This is a genomic window from Prevotella sp. 10(H), assembly GCF_000711235.1.
GTDB lineage: Bacteria > Bacteroidota > Bacteroidia > Bacteroidales > Dysgonomonadaceae > Dysgonomonas.
This window is the reverse complement of record NZ_JOMI01000007.1, coordinates 151244-169362: the sequence shown is the minus strand read 5'-3', so window position 1 is coordinate 169362 and position 18119 is coordinate 151244. Positions and strand designations below refer to the sequence as shown.

At 40.6% G+C, this 18119-nt stretch carries 19 protein-coding genes; 9 read left to right on the top strand and 10 right to left on the bottom strand.

What is annotated here, in order from left to right:
- Position 1 precedes the first annotated feature (1 nt).
- Positions 2-1000: a glycosyltransferase gene (locus K348_RS0112250; RefSeq protein ID WP_029905233.1), complete on the top strand. Its 999-nt coding sequence runs from the start codon at positions 2-4 to the stop codon at positions 998-1000.
- Positions 1000-1803 carry a phosphorylcholine transferase LicD gene (locus K348_RS0112245; protein WP_029905232.1) on the top strand — a complete coding sequence of 268 codons (804 nt, stop codon included), beginning with the start codon at positions 1000-1002 and terminating at the stop codon, positions 1801-1803. Before K348_RS0112250 ends, K348_RS0112245 begins: the two co-directional genes overlap by 1 nt.
- On the opposite strand, the gene K348_RS0112240 is transcribed toward K348_RS0112245, so the two are convergent.
- The 7 genes from K348_RS0112240 to rpmB form a co-directional block, all read right to left on the bottom strand.
- Positions 1804-3084 (bottom strand): HU family DNA-binding protein, encoded by a 1281-nt coding sequence (locus K348_RS0112240; protein WP_029905231.1) that lies wholly within the window; start codon positions 3082-3084, stop codon positions 1804-1806.
- Positions 3077-3367 carry an HU family DNA-binding protein gene (locus K348_RS0112235; protein ID WP_029905230.1) on the bottom strand — a complete coding sequence of 97 codons (291 nt, stop codon included), beginning with the start codon at positions 3365-3367 and terminating at the stop codon, positions 3077-3079. The genes K348_RS0112240 and K348_RS0112235 overlap by 8 nt, the downstream gene beginning before the upstream one ends.
- A 15-nt stretch (positions 3368-3382) precedes the next feature.
- On the bottom strand, positions 3383-4678 hold the full coding sequence (gene rimO / locus K348_RS0112230; protein ID WP_029905229.1) for a 30S ribosomal protein S12 methylthiotransferase RimO: 1296 nt from the start codon (positions 4676-4678) through the stop codon (positions 3383-3385).
- A gap of 3 nt (positions 4679-4681) precedes the next feature.
- Positions 4682-5635 carry a signal recognition particle-docking protein FtsY gene (gene ftsY / locus K348_RS0112225; RefSeq protein ID WP_029905228.1) on the bottom strand — a complete coding sequence of 318 codons (954 nt, stop codon included), beginning with the start codon at positions 5633-5635 and terminating at the stop codon, positions 4682-4684.
- Positions 5636-5786: 151 nt separating this feature from the next.
- A complete protein-coding gene (locus tag K348_RS19050) occupies positions 5787-5948 on the bottom strand; it encodes a DUF4295 domain-containing protein (protein ID WP_006801312.1) in 162 nt (53 codons plus the stop codon).
- A 14-nt stretch (positions 5949-5962) separates the two neighbouring features.
- On the bottom strand, positions 5963-6151 hold the full coding sequence (gene rpmG, locus K348_RS0112215) for a 50S ribosomal protein L33 (RefSeq protein ID WP_006842174.1): 189 nt from the start codon (positions 6149-6151) through the stop codon (positions 5963-5965).
- Between the two features lie 19 nt (positions 6152-6170).
- Positions 6171-6410 carry a 50S ribosomal protein L28 gene (gene rpmB, locus K348_RS0112210; protein WP_029905227.1) on the bottom strand — a complete coding sequence of 80 codons (240 nt, stop codon included), beginning with the start codon at positions 6408-6410 and terminating at the stop codon, positions 6171-6173.
- A 526-nt stretch (positions 6411-6936) separates the two neighbouring features.
- On the opposite strand from rpmB, the gene K348_RS0112205 reads away from it, so the two are divergent.
- From K348_RS0112205 to K348_RS18490, 3 genes are all read left to right on the top strand, one after another.
- Complete coding sequence (locus tag K348_RS0112205; protein WP_029905226.1) at positions 6937-7950, top strand: NAD(P)-dependent oxidoreductase; 1014 nt, start codon at positions 6937-6939, stop codon at positions 7948-7950.
- A 302-nt stretch (positions 7951-8252) separates the two neighbouring features.
- Entirely contained in the window at positions 8253-9257 is a 1005-nt protein-coding gene (gap, locus tag K348_RS0112200) for a type I glyceraldehyde-3-phosphate dehydrogenase (protein ID WP_029905225.1), read from the top strand.
- 99 nt (positions 9258-9356) lie between these two features.
- Positions 9357-9752 (top strand): energy transducer TonB, encoded by a 396-nt coding sequence (locus K348_RS18490; protein ID WP_029905224.1) that lies wholly within the window; start codon positions 9357-9359, stop codon positions 9750-9752.
- Between the two features lie 21 nt (positions 9753-9773).
- Here the strand turns inward: K348_RS18490 and K348_RS0112190 are convergent, their stop codons facing one another.
- From K348_RS0112190 to K348_RS0112180, 3 genes are all read right to left on the bottom strand, one after another.
- Entirely contained in the window at positions 9774-11249 is a 1476-nt protein-coding gene (locus K348_RS0112190) for a hypothetical protein (RefSeq protein WP_156032877.1), read from the bottom strand.
- Between the two features lie 30 nt (positions 11250-11279).
- Complete coding sequence (locus K348_RS18485; protein ID WP_051697833.1) at positions 11280-11948, bottom strand: gliding motility-associated C-terminal domain-containing protein; 669 nt, start codon at positions 11946-11948, stop codon at positions 11280-11282.
- A 103-nt stretch (positions 11949-12051) separates the two neighbouring features.
- Positions 12052-13257 carry a pyridoxal phosphate-dependent aminotransferase family protein gene (locus K348_RS0112180; RefSeq protein ID WP_029905221.1) on the bottom strand — a complete coding sequence of 402 codons (1206 nt, stop codon included), beginning with the start codon at positions 13255-13257 and terminating at the stop codon, positions 12052-12054.
- Between the two features lie 268 nt (positions 13258-13525).
- Between K348_RS0112180 and K348_RS0112175 the strand changes: the two genes are divergently transcribed.
- The 4 genes from K348_RS0112175 to K348_RS0112160 are packed head-to-tail and all read left to right on the top strand — an operon-like array spanning position 13526 to position 17954.
- On the top strand, positions 13526-14428 hold the full coding sequence (locus K348_RS0112175) for a murein hydrolase activator EnvC (protein WP_029905220.1): 903 nt from the start codon (positions 13526-13528) through the stop codon (positions 14426-14428).
- Between the two features lie 29 nt (positions 14429-14457).
- Positions 14458-15606 (top strand): 1-deoxy-D-xylulose-5-phosphate reductoisomerase, encoded by a 1149-nt coding sequence (locus K348_RS0112170; RefSeq protein WP_029905219.1) that lies wholly within the window; start codon positions 14458-14460, stop codon positions 15604-15606.
- Positions 15607-15622: 16 nt separating this feature from the next.
- Complete coding sequence (gene rseP, locus K348_RS0112165) at positions 15623-16993, top strand: RIP metalloprotease RseP (protein WP_029905218.1); 1371 nt, start codon at positions 15623-15625, stop codon at positions 16991-16993.
- A gap of 10 nt (positions 16994-17003) precedes the next feature.
- A complete protein-coding gene (locus K348_RS0112160) occupies positions 17004-17954 on the top strand; it encodes a methylenetetrahydrofolate reductase (protein ID WP_029905217.1) in 951 nt (316 codons plus the stop codon).
- Positions 17955-18119 lie beyond the last annotated feature (165 nt).

Sequence of the window (18119 nt, the reverse complement as noted above, 5' to 3'; positions counted from 1 at the left end):
TATGCCGAAAGTTTCAGTATTAATGCCGGTTTATAATGCGGGGAAATATCTTTCCCGGGCAATAGACAGTATTATACACCAGACTTTCAAGGATTGGGAACTTATACTGATTAATGACGGCTCGACGGATGATAGTGAAGAAATTATTACCCGATACGAGGAAGCACGCATCTATTATGTAAAGAACGAAACTAATCTGGGATTGATAAAAACCCTGAACAAAGGAATCGCCCTGTGCGGCGGAGAGTATATTGCACGCATGGATGCCGACGATATATCTCATCCGGAAAGATTAAAAAAACAGGTCGATTTTCTTGACAAACACCCAGACTACCTGATGTGCGGAACAAATGCCGCAGTAATCGATAACTCGGGGAAAAAGACCGGGCGAATCAGGAATCTTACGAAGAATGACTTCCTACAGATATGCCTGTTATTTACGCCCTCTTTTGTTCACCCCAGCATGATGATACGCGCCGATGTATTACGGCAAAACCCATATGAAGTGGCTTATAAGCATGTTGAAGATTACGAACTGTGGTGCAGAATAGCTAAACAAGGGAAAATCGCTAATCTAAAGGACGAGCTGTTAGAATACAGATGGCACGACACGAATGTATCCGTATTAAATAATGAGGTACAGGACAAACTGAAAGATAAAATTATATCTGATGAACTCCGACATCTCGATATAATACCGACAGAAGATGAATTGTATTGCCATAAAATCACATTCCAATTATATAGCTTAGGCAATAAACAGGCAATAAACATCGAACGATTCGATGATATTCTGGCATGGTTTACAAAGCTAATCAGGCAAAATGAGATGAAAGACATCTATGAGCAAGAAAGCTTTATTGCCTTTCTCTGGTCACGTTGGATTGTACTTTGCCTTTCGCAAAAGAGATATAGTAAAGTCATACCGTCTTTTGCATCCTTTAGTCCTTCTGTAATAGGTAAACTTTTAAAACTAATCCTCTTTCTAAAAGATAAATAATGGCAGACGAAGACCTGAAAGCAATATATAACCCCGAGGGTTCGGAACTAAGGACATTACAGCTTAAGATGCTGGATATACTGATAACTGTAGCGAAGATATGCGACAAGCATAATCTCCCCTATTGGATCAGCGGCGGCACATTGCTCGGAGCAGTACGGCACGACGGTTTTATCCCGTGGGACGATGATATAGACATAGAACTGCTGCGCCCCGATTATAAAAAACTGCTCAGGATATTACCGAATGAATTACCCGATAATCTCTATCTGCAAACGCCAAAAGAAAAGAGTTATCGCCTACTTTTTTCCAAGGTTAGAGATAGAAATTCCATAGTACATTCCGAAGAAGAAGATATGGCGAGATATAAGGAAAAGGGTGTATTCATCGATATATTCAGTGAAGAGAGGAGTTACCGCTGGATGAAGAATATAGTCGATTTCTTCTATGGACGGGCTTTCAGACGGTTAAAACGCGGCAGACCTTTTCACTCACTGAAGTATTTCTATGAATATGCAACATCGCTATTCCTGTACCCTATCGGTATAATACTGATGTGGATTGCCAGAGGAATCTGTGCTATTACGAAGCCTGACAATATACTACATAGCTATGGTATAGGTAATTCGACCAATCACAATGCTTCATACATGTTTCCGGTAGGAAAGGTAACCTTTGAAGGATATGAATTTTCAGCACCAAAAGATATAGATACCTATCTGCGAAAACAATACGGAGACTATATGTCCATCCCTCCAAAAGAGAAACGGGCCTCACATTTTATGAAAGTCGAGTATCTCTGATTAGAAATAAAACTCTGCAAACAATTTGGATTCTTTTTTCTTAGCTATTTCTACAGAAGCCGGATCATCAGGATCGATTCCATATTTTTCGGGAGCAGGAATCACCAAAACAGCACCTAAATCTACATTATTCGGGTTAGTGATTGTACCCTTATTTTCTTCATAAATATATACCCAGAAAGTGTTTTTGCCGTAATATTTCTTTGCCAGAGCGCCAAGTGTATCTCCCTCCTTTATAGTTTCTGTTGCCAATGGCACATCGGCAATCGGGATAGGCTCATGATTCTGGATTAAAGAATCTGCCGGCGCTATTTTATCTAATACGACAACAACCTGCTTATCTTTATCGGAACCTGTAGTCTGTTCGCCGGTTATAAATTTAGCAACCTCCTGAAAATAATATCCTCCTACAGCAAATCCGGCTATTATCAAGAAGATAATGAATCCGAGAGAGATATAACGTCTGCGTCTGGCTCTCTTTCGGTGATTTTCGAATGCTGAATCTATATTGTCGGTAGAGGTCAATACCTGTTCTTCTTCTGCAAGTACAAACCCGGCATTCGTCTGTATGTTCTCTTCAGTATCAACAGCCATGTAAGTACTTCCCACAGGCATTTCTTCGGACACTTCTGTTTTATCTTCTTTAACTGATGAGACTGTTTCGATAACATCCTCTGCCGGCGTTTCCGGTTCAATGATAGCCTCTTCTTCCGCCTGTTCGACAGCCGATACAGCCTCTTCCTCCCTTTCCTCTTCAGGAGATTCAATAGCAATAGATTCCGGTTCCTGTGGCTCTTCTACATCTTGTTGTTGCACAGTTACTGATTCCTCTTCTTGTTTTATTGGAGGTGTAACAGCTTCTGAAATTTCTGCAATTGTATCTTCTTCCGTTAAATCTATATCATCCAGACTTTCCTGTATCTGGTCACTTATCTGATCGATATTATCGAATGAAACACCCTCCTCTAAAACTACACTCTCGAAGTTGGCAAAAGGGCGGTTTATAGCCTCTTTCAACAGTTTATCCGGAGTAAAACTCAGTTTATAATGTGCGGGAATTTCTATAGCTTCTCCGGTATTCACATCCACACTTCTACGGGAGTTTACCTTTACAAGTTTGAATGTACCAAAGTCCTTTATTTTTACGGGTTCGTTTTTTTCTATCGTCGCTGAAATGATGCTAAAGAACTCACGCAAAAACGTTTCCGATTCTTTTTTTGTTATACCTTGCTTTCTTGCCAGAAAGTCAATCAAATCCTGAAGGCTAAGACGTTCATTCATTTACTTCCAGATTTTTAAGGTTATCTTTTATTGTCTGACCGGGACGAAATGCGAGAGTGATTTTAGGGGGAACCAAAAAACGTTGTTTCGATACCGGATTTACCGATATACGTTCGTTTTTCTTCTTTGTTTCAAAAAGGCCGAATCCCTGAATATTGATGGAATTACCGCTTTCCAGATTAGTATTCATAATAGATACTGTAGCTTCGAGTATCTCGGATGTCTGACGCTGTGTCCATCCTGTTTTTTTGGCTAAGGCTGCTACTAATTCCTGGTTTGTCATAGCAATTGTTTTAGTTTAAACTAGTTCACCGTATAGGTCGAAAGGTTGTGCTGCTGTTATTTTTATATCATAAAAGTTTCCAATATTAAGCATTTTATTTTTCTTTATCAATACCTCGGGGTCAACTTCGGGCGAATCATACTCTGTCCGACCTATGTAATAATCAGGCTCTTCCCTGTCTACAACCACTTTTAAGGTACTTCCAATTTTTTGCTCATTTATTTCAAGAGCTATCCTTTCCTGTATGGCCATCAATACATCCATACGTTCCTGTTTCAGTTCGTCCGACACCTCATCCTTGTAATGAGAGTATGCATATGTGCCGTCTTCGTGCGAATAAGGAAATGCTCCCATCCGGTCGAAGCGCATATCTTTTACAAACTGCAAAAGCTCTTCAAAGTCTTTGTGCGACTCACCCGGATGCCCTACCATCAACGTTGTGCGGATATGAATACCCGGAACTTCTTCACGTATGCGTTTCATAAGAGTATAAGTCTCATCCTTAGTTATATGGCGGCGCATCTTTTTCAGCATATTATCGCTCACATGCTGAAGAGCTATATCGAGATAGTTGCATACATTATCGTTTTCCCTTATCACCCTGAGCAAATCAAACGGAAAATTTGCAGGATAAGCATAATGCAGCCGTATCCATTCTACTCCTTCAATTTTTGCCAGTCGTTCTATCAGTTCAGGAAGTTTTGCCTGCTTATAGTTATCCAGTCCGTAATAGGATAAATCCTGTGCAATCACCTGAAATTCCTTTACTCCCGATGCAACAAGGTGTCTCACTTCCTCCTCTATTTCCTCTATAGGACGGGATTGGTGCTTGCCTGTCATTATCGGAATTGAACAATACGAACATGTACGGTTACACCCCTCAGATATTTTCAGATATGCATAATGCGCAGGGGTGGTTATGTTCCGTTCCAGAGCCAGATCCTGATTGTATGATTTCCCCAGATCGGCTATCAGTGCTTTCCAGTTGAACTTCCCATAGAAATTATCTACTTCCGGAATTTCTACCCGCAACTCTTCCATATATCGTTCGGTGAGGCATCCCATAACAAAAAGCTTATTCAGTTTTCGTTCTTTTTTCGCCTCTGCAAATTCGAGTATCATATTTATGGACTCTTCTTTTGCATCCCCGATAAATCCGCATGTATTAATAACAACAATCTCACCTTCCGATCTATCTGGATCGTGTTTTACTGTGTAACCATTGGCCAGTAGTTGTTTCATCAGCAACTCGGAGTCGACCAGGTTTTTTGAACAACCGAGCGTGATGACATCTATTCTGTTTTTCTTCATTCCTTATTCTCCAAAGAGGCTGTCGACAAACTCGCGGCGCCTGAACACCTGAAGATCATCTATTCCCTCTCCCAAACCTATATATTTTACAGGTATTCTAAATTGATCCGAGATACCGATTACCACACCGCCTTTTGCTGTGCCATCCAGTTTTGTAATGGCCAGCGCGGTAACATCGGTAGCTGCTGTAAATTGTGTAGCCTGCTCAAAAGCATTTTGCCCGGTTGAGCCGTCAAGTACAAGCAGTACTTCATGCGGTGCTCCCGGAACTATTTTATCCATCACTTTCTTTATTTTCGAAAGCTCGTTCATTAATCCTACCTTATTGTGAAGACGGCCTGCCGTATCGATAATCACCACATCGGCATTATTTGATTTTGCAGAACTCAATGTATCGAAAGCAACTGAAGCGGGGTCGGAACCCATCGCCTGTTTGATAACCGGAACCCCAACACGCTCTCCCCATATTACAAGCTGCTCAACGGCAGCAGCGCGAAAAGTATCGGCTGCACCGAGGTATACGGATTTTCCGGCTTTCTTGAATTGGTTAGCGAGTTTGCCTATAGTGGTGGTTTTTCCTACTCCGTTAACGCCGACAACCATTATTACATATGGTTTCACGTTTTCCGAGACAGAGAAATCTTCGTTATCTACAGCATTGTTTTCTGTGAGCAGGTCGGCTATTTCTTCGCGAAGGATATTTTTGAGTTCCTTTTCATCAACATATTTGTCCTTAGCCACCCGCTTTTCGATGCGCTCGATGATTTTCAATGTGGTATTTACTCCCACATCCGATGTAATGAGAACTTCCTCCAGTTCGTCGAGCACATCGTCATCTACCTTCGATTTTCCGGCAACGATACGCGACAACTTGGAAAACATCGATTCTTTGGTCTTTTCCAGACCTTTATCCAGTGTTTCTTTCTTTTGTTTCGAAAAGAAATCGAATAATCCCATAGATTTTATTCTTTTTGATTTTAAAGGAGATAAATGTATCTCTTCTATCCTGTTACCACTCTGTATATACCTTATACAAAGCTACAAAATGGATAATAAAAAACCTCCCTACATATGAATGAAGGAGGCGTTTTAGATATTTTTAACAAGATTATTTCGCGAAATAATCTTTTACTGATTCGTTTGGAACCATTTCTTCCTTAAATGTGTAAGCTCCTGTTTTCGGAGATTTTACCATTTTGATTACTTTAGCGTAGTTACGACCGTCTTTTGCAGATGGGTCACGGTAACCAGCGACTGTTTTCTTTGCCATGGTCTATCTTATTTTTACTTGATTTCTTTATGTACTGTTACCTTCTTCAATACCGGATTGTATTTTTTCAATTCCAGTCTTTCAGTTGTATTTTTTCTGTTCTTAGTAGTAATGTAACGGGATGTGCCCGGCATACCACTGGCTTTGTGCTCTGTGCACTCCAGTATTACCTGGATTCTGTTTCCTTTTGCTTTCTTAGCCATTTTTTCTGTTCCTCCTTAATTAAGCGTTTAAAAAACCGTCTGCGGCCGCTCTTTTGATTGCAGCGTCCAATCCTATTTTATTGATTGTACGAAGGCCTGCTGCTGAAACATTAAGGCTGACCCAACAATCTTCTTCTACCCAGTAGAATTTTTTCTTGAAAAGATTGACATTAAATTTTCTCTTAGTCTTTCTGTTCGAGTGAGAAACATTATTGCCAACCATAGCTTTTTTTCCTGTAATTTGACAAATTTTGGACATCGCTATTGTGTTTTATATGTTTATTTTTATATTATATCCTATCCAAATCGGGATGCAAATTTAGTCATATTTTTCAAACCTACAAATATTTATATCGTTAAAGTTCGGTCATTTTAAAGAAATAACATCTAAGGCTTGTATAGATAAAGATATACATAACTTATTAATTTGCCTTGGATAATATACTAACGCGCCTACCGGCTTGTTTTTCATTTTGGCATTGCCCAAAACAAAACAAAAAGCTAGTGCTCCGTTCCCCGCCGACCTGTCATCGGCTTGTCGGCTGAAAGTGACATACGGGCTATCGCCCCGTCCCTTTCTACGCCGCCTACACCGGACAGGTACCCGTCTTGGGAACTAATGCACGGAAAGCTGACGCCCTAGTAGAAAACTTTTATATACACATATTTATCAGGTTTAAGTAAAAGAAATCCAAGTATTCTTCAATTATACGCAGTTATAAATATTCCACTTCAATGCGTTATCGAATTGAGATATATAATATTATTGTAAATTTGTAACCGATATGAACACCAAACGTATACTTATCACAGGAGCCAGTGGCTTTATTGGCAGTTTCCTCGTAGAAAAAGCCCTCGAAAAAAATTTCGAGGTATGGGCAGGTATCCGCAAAAGCAGCAGCCGCGAATACCTGAAAGATGAACGCATCCAGTTCATCGACCTAAACTTTAGCAATACTGAAAAACTGACAGAGCAATTGAAAGATTTTGCAGCCGAACATGGCAAATTCGATTATATCATACATAATGCGGGAGTAACGAAATGCCTCAATACCGACGACTTCGACAGGGTGAACTTCCAATATACGGCTAATTTCATCGATGCGCTTATTGCAGCAAATAGCACTCCTGAAAAATTTGTACTGATGAGTAGCCTCAGCGCTTTCGGACTGGGCGATGAGATAAATTATACACCTATAAAGCTAAGCGATGCGCCCCACCCGAATACAGCATATGGAATAAGCAAGCTTAAGGCAGAAAAGTACCTGCAAGAAAAGAAAGATTTTCCTTATATAATATTACGTCCGACGGGAGTATATGGCCCGCGTGAGAAAGATTACTTCCTGATGCTGAAAACAGTGAAATCGGGGCTGGATGTCGGTGCCGGGTTTAAACCGCAGCACCTTACGTTCATATACGTAAAAGATCTGGTAGATGCTGCATTCCTCGGACTGGAAAGCACAGTAAGCAACCGTGCTTATTTCGTTGCAGACGGTGACGTATATACCGACAAGGAGTATACCCGGCTGGTAAAAGAAGTGATAGAAAAAAAGCATGTACTAAGCCTGAAAGTGCCGTTATGGCTGCTAAAAACAATATCCGTTATCGCTGAAGATATTTCAAAAATAACAAAGAAGCCTTCGACGCTGAACAGGGATAAATACAAAATCATGAAGCAGCGAAACTGGGAATGCGATATTACCCCGCTTATCAACGATCTACATTTTTCACCCAAATATAACCTGCAAAAAGGACTGGAAGAGTCGGTAAAATGGTATAGAGATAACAGGTGGCTATAAGATGATTTACCTTGCTATCCGTATTGAATAAAACATAAAAATTCCTAACCGATATTACTGCTTTTAACCAAAATAGTCAAAAAGCCAACCCGACATTACAAAATGGGTAAAAACGTGATTATCATTACAAAAAACAGTTGTTTTGGCATTAAAAATAGCTAACGGATGTCTTAAATAATAAATATTTTTGTTACTTTTGTATGGCTTTAAGAAAAGGATGTTTTATAACATAAAATACATATTCCGAGAATAAGCGTTATACAAGGATATACTCAATTTTTTAACTATAAAATTAAAACGAAATGATTAAAGTAGGTATTAACGGTTTTGGACGTATCGGTCGTCTCGTATTCCGTGCTGCACAAGGCAGAAGTGACATTCAGGTTGTTGGTATCAATGACCTTATCGATGTTGAATACATGGCATATATGCTAAAATATGACACTGTTCACGGAAAATTCGACGGTACTGTTGAAGTAAAAGACGGTAAGTTGGTTGTAAACGGAAACGCTATCCGCGTAACATCTGAAAGAAATCCTGCCGACCTGAAATGGAACGAAATCGGCGCTGAATATATCGTTGAGTCTACAGGTCTTTTCCTTGAAAAACCTAAAGCTCAAGGTCATATCGACGCAGGTGCTAAATATGTAATCATGTCTGGTCCTTCAAAAGACGATACTCGTATGTTCGTTTGCGGAGTAAACCACGATAAATATGAAAAAGGAGAGCAATTCGTTTCTAATGCATCTTGTACTACAAACTGTCTTGCTCCTATCGCTAAAGTATTGAATGACAAATTCGGTATCGTAGAAGCGTTGATGACTACAGTACATGCTACTACTGCTACTCAGAAAACAGTAGACGGACCTTCAGCTAAAGACTGGAGAGGCGGACGTGCTGCTGCTGGCAACATCATCCCTTCTTCTACAGGTGCTGCTAAGGCTGTAGGTAAAGTTATCCCTGAGTTGAACGGAAAACTTACAGGTATGTCAATGCGTGTTCCTACTCTTGACGTTTCTGTAGTTGACCTTACTGCACGTCTTGCTAAGGAAACTTCTTACGAAGAAATCTGTAAAGCTATGAAAGAAGCTTCAGAAGGCGAATTAAAAGGTGTTCTGGGATATACTGAAGATGCTGTTGTTTCTTCTGACTTTATCGGTGACCCACGCACTTCTATCTTCGACGCTAAAGCTGGTATCCAGTTGAGCCCAACATTCGTAAAAGTTGTTAGCTGGTATGACAACGAGTGGGGATTCTCTACTAAAATGCTTGAGCTTATCGCTCACATGGCTAAAGTTAACGCATAATATACGTTATCACTATATGAGAAAGAGCAGCCGTTTGGCTGCTCTTTTTTTATCGGCGCATTTATTTTACATTTGCATATCAACCTTATTTTTGCTAATATGAAAAACTTGCTATTCTACCTGCTTATACCTCTTATATCCTGCAATTGCCTGGCACAATGTACCGATACTGTTTATACCGTTGTGGAAAAGATGCCCTCTTATCCGGGAGGAGAGGCGGAAATGCATAAATTCCTGCATGAAAATCTTACATATCCGGTTATTCCCGAAGATAAAGTAATGGAGAACTTTAGTACAGTTGTCAAGTTCACTGTTACGAAGACCGGGGAGATAAAGGATATTCATCCCGCTATGGAAAAATATAAGGGAACAATACTTACCGACTCACTGACAGCAGTTGTAAAACGGATGCCGAAATGGATTCCCGGAAAGCACAATGGCAAGAATGTAAATGTATATTATTCGCTGCCTTTGCGGGTAAATTTGCAAAGATAAATAACGTAGCTAAGTATTATCTTAAAAACAAACCGCAATACCTAAATTCACCGCGCTATTTCCAAAATTTTTACGCACCTTATTTGCTATAGAATACGGCATATAATGATATTCGAGATATAAACCGACTTTCTTATATCTGACATTTACCCCGCCGAATACATCCAGCGTTTCGAAAGTCTCCCATTTACTTTCATCACTATCGTAATATTCCTTTTCAAGGTCTGTCTGTACCGAAACAATCCCCGCCCCAACGTAAGTAGTCCAGTATACATTTTTAGCAGCTTCCTGCTGATAACGGAAACGGATATTAGCATTCACCATCAGGTCGGCTTCGGTTTCGTACGGTACCCTGCGGTCGTAAAAATCAAACAGGCTTTTATTTACGGGAAAGGCTACCTGAAAACCTATATCGACAGCCATTACCTTCTTTATTGGAAAGCCCATATAAGCTCCCAGTGACGGCGCCGCCTTAAAAGAGCGACTAAGATTACCGAGAGGAACCCAGCTTCCCGCCCTTACCTCAAAGAGATTGATAAGGTATTCTTTTTCTTCCTTTTCCGGCTGCGGATGATTTTCATATTGCGGAATACTGAACTGATTATATCCGCCTTCAGGCAGTTGAGTTATACTCATTACTTCCTGCAGAAGCGGAGCCAGTTCATAATCATCCCTGTTGTATCCGTAGTTGCTAAGAACACAGCTTACATATCTGCCTCTTACTTCCTGAACGATATAATAAACGACAAGCGGGTCTGTACGGCGTCCGACTCCCGACTTCTGCTTATATACAATCCTGTGAGCAAGTGAGGGTATTTCTTCAAAAACGACATCCACATCATTTTCTGCCAGAATGGTCATATTATCGTTCACATTGGCGTCGATGCGGGTGTTTATATCCAGCATAGCGCTCTCGAACGACGGAAACTCCGACCAACTCATCTGTCCTCCTTTACAATGAACATTATGCGGGCTCATCCATTTACAAGCCGAGCCAAGATAGATTTTTCTTCCTGCAAAATCTATTTCGTTCGCTGCCAAGTCTGCTTCGATATATGGCTCAAGTCCGTTTTCAAGATATTCTTTGATGACTTCCTGTTCAAGGATTACATCCCGCTGATTTAAAGTCGAAAACATAACAATATCAACTTCTTTATCCGACTTGTTGAAAATATAATATACCTGATTCAGTTTTACTTTCGGCCTGTCCTTTACTTTCGATTCGGCTTCTATAATCTTATTTGTACGGGAAATCTGCGGTTCGGAATATTCGGCCAGCACAGCCTCTATATTATACTTTTTCTTTATGGAAGATATTGTCTTCTCATTATCGATCTGCCCTTTCATGACTGCTATAGAAATATCATAGCCGCTCAGTTCCAAAAGCACCTGACCATCTTTATTTCTCAATCCCTGCATACCTGAGAAATCATATTCCTGTGAAAAAAGATATACCGGAAACAGCATTAAAAGACTTATAAAAAGTAAGTTCTTCATATTACAGATATTAAGAAAAGTGAAAACAGATTATCGGGAACGAAGTATATTTATATCCCCTCCCCTCTTGTATCGCACACCGTCAGCCCCTAAAGCTTCTATTACATAGTAATATACGCCTGTATTGACATATTTCCCCTTATATTTACCGTCCCAGCCCTTTGCCGGATCAGACCATTCGTAAAGCTTTTGTCCCCAACGGTTAAAAATCGTACATTTAAACTTCGTGATAGATTTATATGCCACCCTGAATTCATCATTCACCCCCGGAGAATCCCCCGGAGAAAAATAGTTGGGTATATCCAGATAAGAATCTGTAACCCTGAAAGAAAAAGTATCTTCGACTGTATTTGCATCCTTATCGGCAACTTCAAGTTTCACCACATATTCGCCCATTTGCTCAAAGGTATATTTCATATCCTTGTCACTGTAGCGGGCTATCGGATTATTCTGATCTTCTTTCTTATAAATAAACCATGTATAGAAAACTGCATCTTTACCACCGCTTCCGTAAAAGCTAAATAATACAGGGGCGGAAAATATTTTATTATTTATTTCGTCCTGAGTGATTGTTTCATTTAGTGCATCACGCCTTTCAGCCTCATAGTCGATATGTGCAACCAAGTCTTCTTCCGCATCCTGAGAAAAAAGCTGAACGGAAAAAACAACCGTAAATAATAAAAAGAATATCTTTTTCATAGGCGTTTCAATTCGTAAAAAAAAATAAACCCTCTATCTTTTAACGGACAGAGGGTTATCTTATTTTGTATAACAGTTATATAATGTCGCTCCGCCCGACTTGTCAGGCTTTTGCGTGCAACAGTACTCCCATTTTATTGAATACCTGCTCTATTTTTTCAAGAGCAATATCAACCTGCTCTTTGGTATGCGTAGCCATTAATGAAAAACGTATCAGAGTATCCGATGGCGCCACTGCAGGCGAAACCACAGGATTTACAAATACTCCTTCTTCGAAAAGAAGTTTCGTAATCATAAATGTCTTTTCGTTATCCCTGATGAATAATGGAATAATCGGAGTAGCAGTATGTCCGATTTCAAAACCTTTGCTGCGGAAACCGTCTAATGCATAATGGGTTATATCCCATAAATTACTGATTCTTTCCGGCTCGGCTATAATAATATCTAAAGCTGCGCTGGCTGCTGCAGTAGCTGCAGGTGTAGCACTGGCAGTAAATATATACGGGCGTGAATTGTGTCTCAGATAATCCAGCACAACTGCATCCCCGGCAATAAATCCGCCGATAGAAGCCAATGACTTACTGAACGTACCCATTATAAGTTCGACATCGTCAACCAATCCGCATTGCTCAACCAATCCTTTTCCGCTAAAGTTACTACCTAAAACCCCCAGGCTGTGTGCTTCGTCAACCATTACACTTGCATTGTATTGTTTTGCAAGTTTTACGATTTCAGGCAGTTTGGCTATGTCTCCTTCCATACTGAATACGCCGTCCACTACTATAAGTTTCACCTTATCAGGTTCACACCTCTGTAGTTGTTTTTCAAGCGATTCCATATCGTTATGACGGAATTTCAATTTGGTAGAATAAGAAACTCTTGCTCCTTCAATAATAGAAGCATGGTCAAGCTCATCCCACAAAATATAGTCTTCACGTCCTGTAATACAAGACAAAACACCTTCATTTGTACCGAATCCGGTGGAATAAACCATAACATCTTCCTTACCGACAAAAGCGCCAAGCTTCTTTTCCAGTTCGACATGAATATCGAGTGTTCCGTTCAAAAAACGGGAACCTGCCATCCCTGTACCGTATTTTTTAGTCGCATTTATAGCAGCTTCTTTTACTTTGGGATGATTTGTAAGTCCCAGATAGGCATTCGATCCGAACATTAAAACCTTTTTACCATTAATGATTACTTCGGTGTCCTGATCGCTCTGGATTTGTCTGAAATAAGGGTAAATTCCTGCAGCGCGTGTGTTTCTGGCCGCATCGTACCGATATAACTTTTCAGTTAATAAACTCATAGTCAATTTATAACAATTGTAGATTATTATAACTCTATCTCGGGGAAAATCTCACATCCCCATGAATTACAGGCTGCAAAAATAGCTAAAAAAAATAAGAATGAGGCGGTTTTGGAATAAATATTTAAAAAAAGGATATTTTAAGACATTCTTCTTACGCTTCTGCCCCTAATATATAGCTTTTTTCTTAAATTTGCAGTTTACTGGCTACATGATGTAAATAATATACTTCCGAGAGCCTTTAAACGGCGGAAAAGCCGAAAACCAAATGGTGAAAAAGAAGAAGAACAAACATAATCTATGGAAGCGGTTGCACTTTAAATACCGCCTTTCCGTAATGAACGAAAATACACTTGAAGAAATATGGAAGATAAAAGCATCCATATTTTCGGGGGCTGTATTGGTTCTTGTTTTTGCCTTTATACTCGTCTTCGTCACCTCCACCATCATCATTGCAACTCCTATCCGTTATTATCTTCCCGGCTACCTCGACGCCGAAGTAAGGGAAAAAGCTATCCGCTCCGCTATTAAAACCGATTCTCTCGAGCGGCAGCTGAAATATCAGGAAGCTTATATAAGTAATCTGCGCAGTATATTCGACGGCTCGGTACAAATAGATTCGGTAAAAATTCTGGACACAATCTCTATTTCTGAAAATGATCCTTTACTGAAGAAAACAGACAGGGAAAAGACTTATACACAGAAATATGAAGATGAAGAAAAATATAACTTGTCAGTTTTGTCAACTGCAGTCTCCACTCCTCTGGACGGAACTGTATTTTACAAGCCTGTCAAAGGTGTGGTAACCGGAAAATTCGATCCTTCAAAAGGAGACTTCGGAATAACAATCAAAACCGGACCGAAAGAAACGGTGTCGGCAACGCTTGAAGGCTCTGTAATCTTCGCCGGATATGATATCAAAACGGGATATACAATACAGGTTCAGCACAAAAACGGATTTATATCCATATATAAAAACAATACTTTACTTTTGAAGAAATCGGGCGATAAAGTCCGCACAGGAGAGGCTATAGCCACCATAGAGGAAAATAAAGAGAAGAAGCAGAACAAAGAAACAACAGATAAAGAAAAACAGTTGGCACAACTCCTAGAATTTGAACTCTGGTATAGAGGTAGTGCCGTCAATCCTGAAAATTATATATCTTTCTAAGAAATGAAAGTCACAGGTCAAAAACATATATGAAACGAACAATCGCTATATTAGGCTCTACAGGCTCTATCGGAACACAGGCGCTCGACATTGTCAGGAAAAACCCCGACTCTTTCGAAGTCTACGCTCTTACAGCGAACGAAAATACAGACTTGTTGATAAAGCAGGCGAGGGAATTTCTACCGGAAGTGGTCGTTATTGCCAACGAAAGCAAATATGAGCTACTGAAAGATGCCCTGAAAGATTTACCGATAAAAGTCTGGGCAGGCAGCGAATCTATTTGTCAGGTAGTGGAAAGCGAACCTATCGATATGGTTCTTACAGCCATGGTCGGATATTCCGGACTAAAGCCTACAATTCATGCGATAAAGGCGGGGAAAGCAATAGCGTTAGCTAATAAAGAGACACTTGTAGTTGCCGGCGAATTGATTACAGCATTGGCTATAGAAAAAAATGTACCCATATTGCCGGTCGATTCGGAACATTCGGCTATTTTCCAATGCCTCAACGGTGAATGCTCGCCTATCGAAAAAATACTTCTCACTGCATCAGGCGGCCCTTTCAGAAACCATACGCGCGAGCAACTCAGCAAAGTCACTAAAAAGGAAGCACTCAACCACCCTAACTGGGATATGGGAGCCAAGGTTACTATCGACTCGGCATCCCTTATGAACAAGGGGCTGGAAATGATAGAGGCCAAGTGGCTTTTCGATGTCACTCCCGAGCAAATAGAAGTGGTTGTACATCCGCAGTCTATCATTCATTCCATGGTTCAGTTCGAAGATTCTTCTATCATAGCGCAATTGGGCTTACCGGATATGCATCTGCCTATCCAGTATGCACTCGCTTATCCGAACAGGATAAAATCTGACTTTGAACGGCTCGACTTTTTCAAGCTGCAAACGATGACATTCGAAAAGCCGGATACAGAACGCTTCCGCAATCTTACATTTGCTTTCGAAGCTGCCCGTGTGAAAGGAAATATGGCATGCATCATGAATGCTGCCAACGAAATTGCAGTTGCCGCATTCCTTCAAGACAATATCGGCTTTCTCGAAATGAGCGATGTAATAGAAAAAACAATGCACAAAACTAGTTTTATAAAGGCTCCGTCTTACGATGATTATGTAAAGACAGATGCGGAAGCCCGCCAAATAGCAAAAGAATTAATAAAATAACACGCTAAAATTTTTAATGGAAACGATTTTAATTAAAGCATTACAATTAATCCTGAGTTTATCGATACTGGTTATTATCCATGAGTTCGGGCACTTCTTATTCGCCCGCCTCTTCAAAATAAAAGTCGAAAAATTCTATCTGTTTTTCAACCCGTGGTTTTCCCTGTTCAAGTTCAAACCCAAAAACAGTGATACCGAATACGGAATCGGCTGGGTTCCGCTCGGCGGTTATGTAAAAATAGCAGGGATGATAGACGAATCCATGGACAAAGAACAGATGGCTTTGCCGCCTCAGCCATGGGAATTCCGCTCTAAACCGGCATGGCAACGCCTGCTAGTAATGGTCGGCGGTGTACTGTTCAACTTCATTCTGGCTATCATTATATTTTCCATGATGCTGTTTGCATGGGGCGATACATACTTGCCCTTGAAGAATGTAAAGGACGGCATGGTGTTCTCTGAGACGGTAAAGGCTAACGGCGGTTTTAAAGATAAGGATATACTTGTCAGCGCCGACGATGAAGAACTCGTACTCGGACGCGGTGTGCTGGATATGAATACGCTTATGCACTTCATCGACGCAGAAAAAGTAAGCATTATCCGCGACGGGAACCCGATGGACATAACTCTGCCTATAGGATTTGCCGACAGCGTAATAGCTTCCAAGCAGGCTCCATACGACTATTGGAGCTCTCCTGTTCTCGACAGCATACAAAAGGGCAGCGAGGCCGAAAGAATCGGGCTGATGCGTGGCGATAGTATTGCAGCAATAGACTCTAAGCCTATTACTTCCTTCCTCGGTATACAAAGGGCTGTGGCTAATGCAAGCAAAGACTTGAAAGATAATGACAAAAGTTCTTTATTGCTCACATATTACCGCGACGGTGTGGCTCACGATGTAACAGCATCAGTCGATACTGCGGGAATTATCGGATTCTCATCAATTTCGAGAGATTCGGATATAAAATCGAAAGAGAACTTACGTACTGATAAATACGGATTCTTCGAATCTTTTCCTGCGGGTATAAAGAACGGAGTGGCAACACTGAAAGGATATGTAGCGCAGATACGCTTTGTGTTCTCTAAAGAAGGGGTGAAAAACCTCAGCGGATTTGCAGGTATCGGCAATATGTTCCCTGCGCAATGGAACTGGTATGCATTCTGGTCGATGACGGCATTCTTATCCATAGTCCTTGCGTTTATGAATATACTGCCTATTCCGGCTCTCGACGGCGGGCATATCATGTTCCTGCTCTACGAAGCCATTACCAAGCGACAACCGAATGAGAAATTCATGGAATATGCGCAGGTGGGCGGGATGCTGTTCCTGTTGCTGCTGCTTATAGTAGCCAACGGAAATGACATAATGAGAATATTTTTTAAGTAAACAATCGGACATGACTGTAACTGAACTGATAAATAAGAACAAAAAGACAGCTTTCTCTTTCGAAATATTGCCGCCATTGAAAGGTAACGACATCGAGAAAGTATACAACATAATAGATAAACTGATTGAGTTTGACCCTCAGTATATAAACATAACAACGCACCATAGCGAATATCTCGACCAGACGATGCCCGACGGCTCGGTAAAAAGAGTGAATGTGCGCAAGCGTCCGGGTTCGGTGGCTATCGCTGCTTCTATCCAGCATAAGTATAATGTGACGGCTATCCCTCACATGATATGCAAAGGTTTTTCGAAAGAAGAAACGGAGTATGCACTTATCGACCTTAATTTTCTGCGCGTACATAACCTGCTATTGCTTCAGGGCGACGGTAAACGCCTTGCACCGGAACAGATATACCCCAATGGAAATGAATATGCGACGGACTTACAGCTACAGGTAAATAACTTCAATGAAGGAATTACTGCCGACGGCTCCAGATTCGAGAAAAATGCTACGCCATTTGCCTATGGCATGGCTTGTTATCCCGAAATTCATGAAGATGCGCCGAGTATGGAATCGGATATTTTCTATATGAAGAAAAAAGAGGAAAATGGTGCCGAGTATTTCGTTACGCAAATGTTTTTCGACAATGAAAAGTATTTCTCTTTTGTGGAAAAATGCCGCGAAGCAGGTATTACTAAACCAATAATCCCGGGTGTGAAACCGATTGTGCTTATGAGCCAGTTGGAAGTGCTGCCGAGAATATTCCGCTCGAGCATACCTGAAGAACTAGCCTCCGAACTGCGAAAATGCAAGACTGACAAAGAGGCTAAAGAAGTGGGTGTGGAATGGGGAATCAAACAATGCAAAGAGCTTATCGCATATGGTGTGCCTAGCCTGCATTTCTATTCCTTAATGGCTACCGATAGCGTTCGGAGAATAGCTAAAGAGATATATTAAAGGTGCTGAAAGGTTTGATAACTTTATCTATAAAGTGAAAGCGATAGCTTTTAGCCGTTAGCTAGTAGCTTATTGAAAAGTTTAGAAACAAAATTAGTAAATTTGTTACTTTCGTTACTTTTTAACTATATATAGTTAACAAATGTAAAAATTGGAAATAAAGAA

Coding starts and splice junctions, on each gene's coding strand:
- K348_RS0112250 (WP_029905233.1), top strand. CDS start 2: ATGCCGAAAGTTTCAGTATTAATGCCGGTTTATAATGCGGGGAAATAT.
- K348_RS0112245 (WP_029905232.1), top strand. CDS start 1,000: ATGGCAGACGAAGACCTGAAAGCAATATATAACCCCGAGGGTTCGGAA.
- K348_RS0112240 (WP_029905231.1), bottom strand. CDS start 3,084: ATGAATGAACGTCTTAGCCTTCAGGATTTGATTGACTTTCTGGCAAGA.
- K348_RS0112235 (WP_029905230.1), bottom strand. CDS start 3,367: ATGACAAACCAGGAATTAGTAGCAGCCTTAGCCAAAAAAACAGGATGG.
- rimO (WP_029905229.1), bottom strand. CDS start 4,678: ATGAAGAAAAACAGAATAGATGTCATCACGCTCGGTTGTTCAAAAAAC.
- ftsY (WP_029905228.1), bottom strand. CDS start 5,635: ATGGGATTATTCGATTTCTTTTCGAAACAAAAGAAAGAAACACTGGAT.
- K348_RS19050 (WP_006801312.1), bottom strand. CDS start 5,948: ATGGCAAAGAAAACAGTCGCTGGTTACCGTGACCCATCTGCAAAAGAC.
- rpmG (WP_006842174.1), bottom strand. CDS start 6,151: ATGGCTAAGAAAGCAAAAGGAAACAGAATCCAGGTAATACTGGAGTGC.
- rpmB (WP_029905227.1), bottom strand. CDS start 6,410: ATGTCCAAAATTTGTCAAATTACAGGAAAAAAAGCTATGGTTGGCAAT.
- K348_RS0112205 (WP_029905226.1), top strand. CDS start 6,937: ATGAACACCAAACGTATACTTATCACAGGAGCCAGTGGCTTTATTGGC.
- gap (WP_029905225.1), top strand. CDS start 8,253: ATGATTAAAGTAGGTATTAACGGTTTTGGACGTATCGGTCGTCTCGTA.
- K348_RS18490 (WP_029905224.1), top strand. CDS start 9,357: ATGAAAAACTTGCTATTCTACCTGCTTATACCTCTTATATCCTGCAAT.
- K348_RS0112190 (WP_156032877.1), bottom strand. CDS start 11,249: ATGAAGAACTTACTTTTTATAAGTCTTTTAATGCTGTTTCCGGTATAT.
- K348_RS18485 (WP_051697833.1), bottom strand. CDS start 11,948: ATGAAAAAGATATTCTTTTTATTATTTACGGTTGTTTTTTCCGTTCAG.
- K348_RS0112180 (WP_029905221.1), bottom strand. CDS start 13,257: ATGAGTTTATTAACTGAAAAGTTATATCGGTACGATGCGGCCAGAAAC.
- K348_RS0112175 (WP_029905220.1), top strand. CDS start 13,526: ATGGTGAAAAAGAAGAAGAACAAACATAATCTATGGAAGCGGTTGCAC.
- K348_RS0112170 (WP_029905219.1), top strand. CDS start 14,458: ATGAAACGAACAATCGCTATATTAGGCTCTACAGGCTCTATCGGAACA.
- rseP (WP_029905218.1), top strand. CDS start 15,623: ATGGAAACGATTTTAATTAAAGCATTACAATTAATCCTGAGTTTATCG.
- K348_RS0112160 (WP_029905217.1), top strand. CDS start 17,004: ATGACTGTAACTGAACTGATAAATAAGAACAAAAAGACAGCTTTCTCT.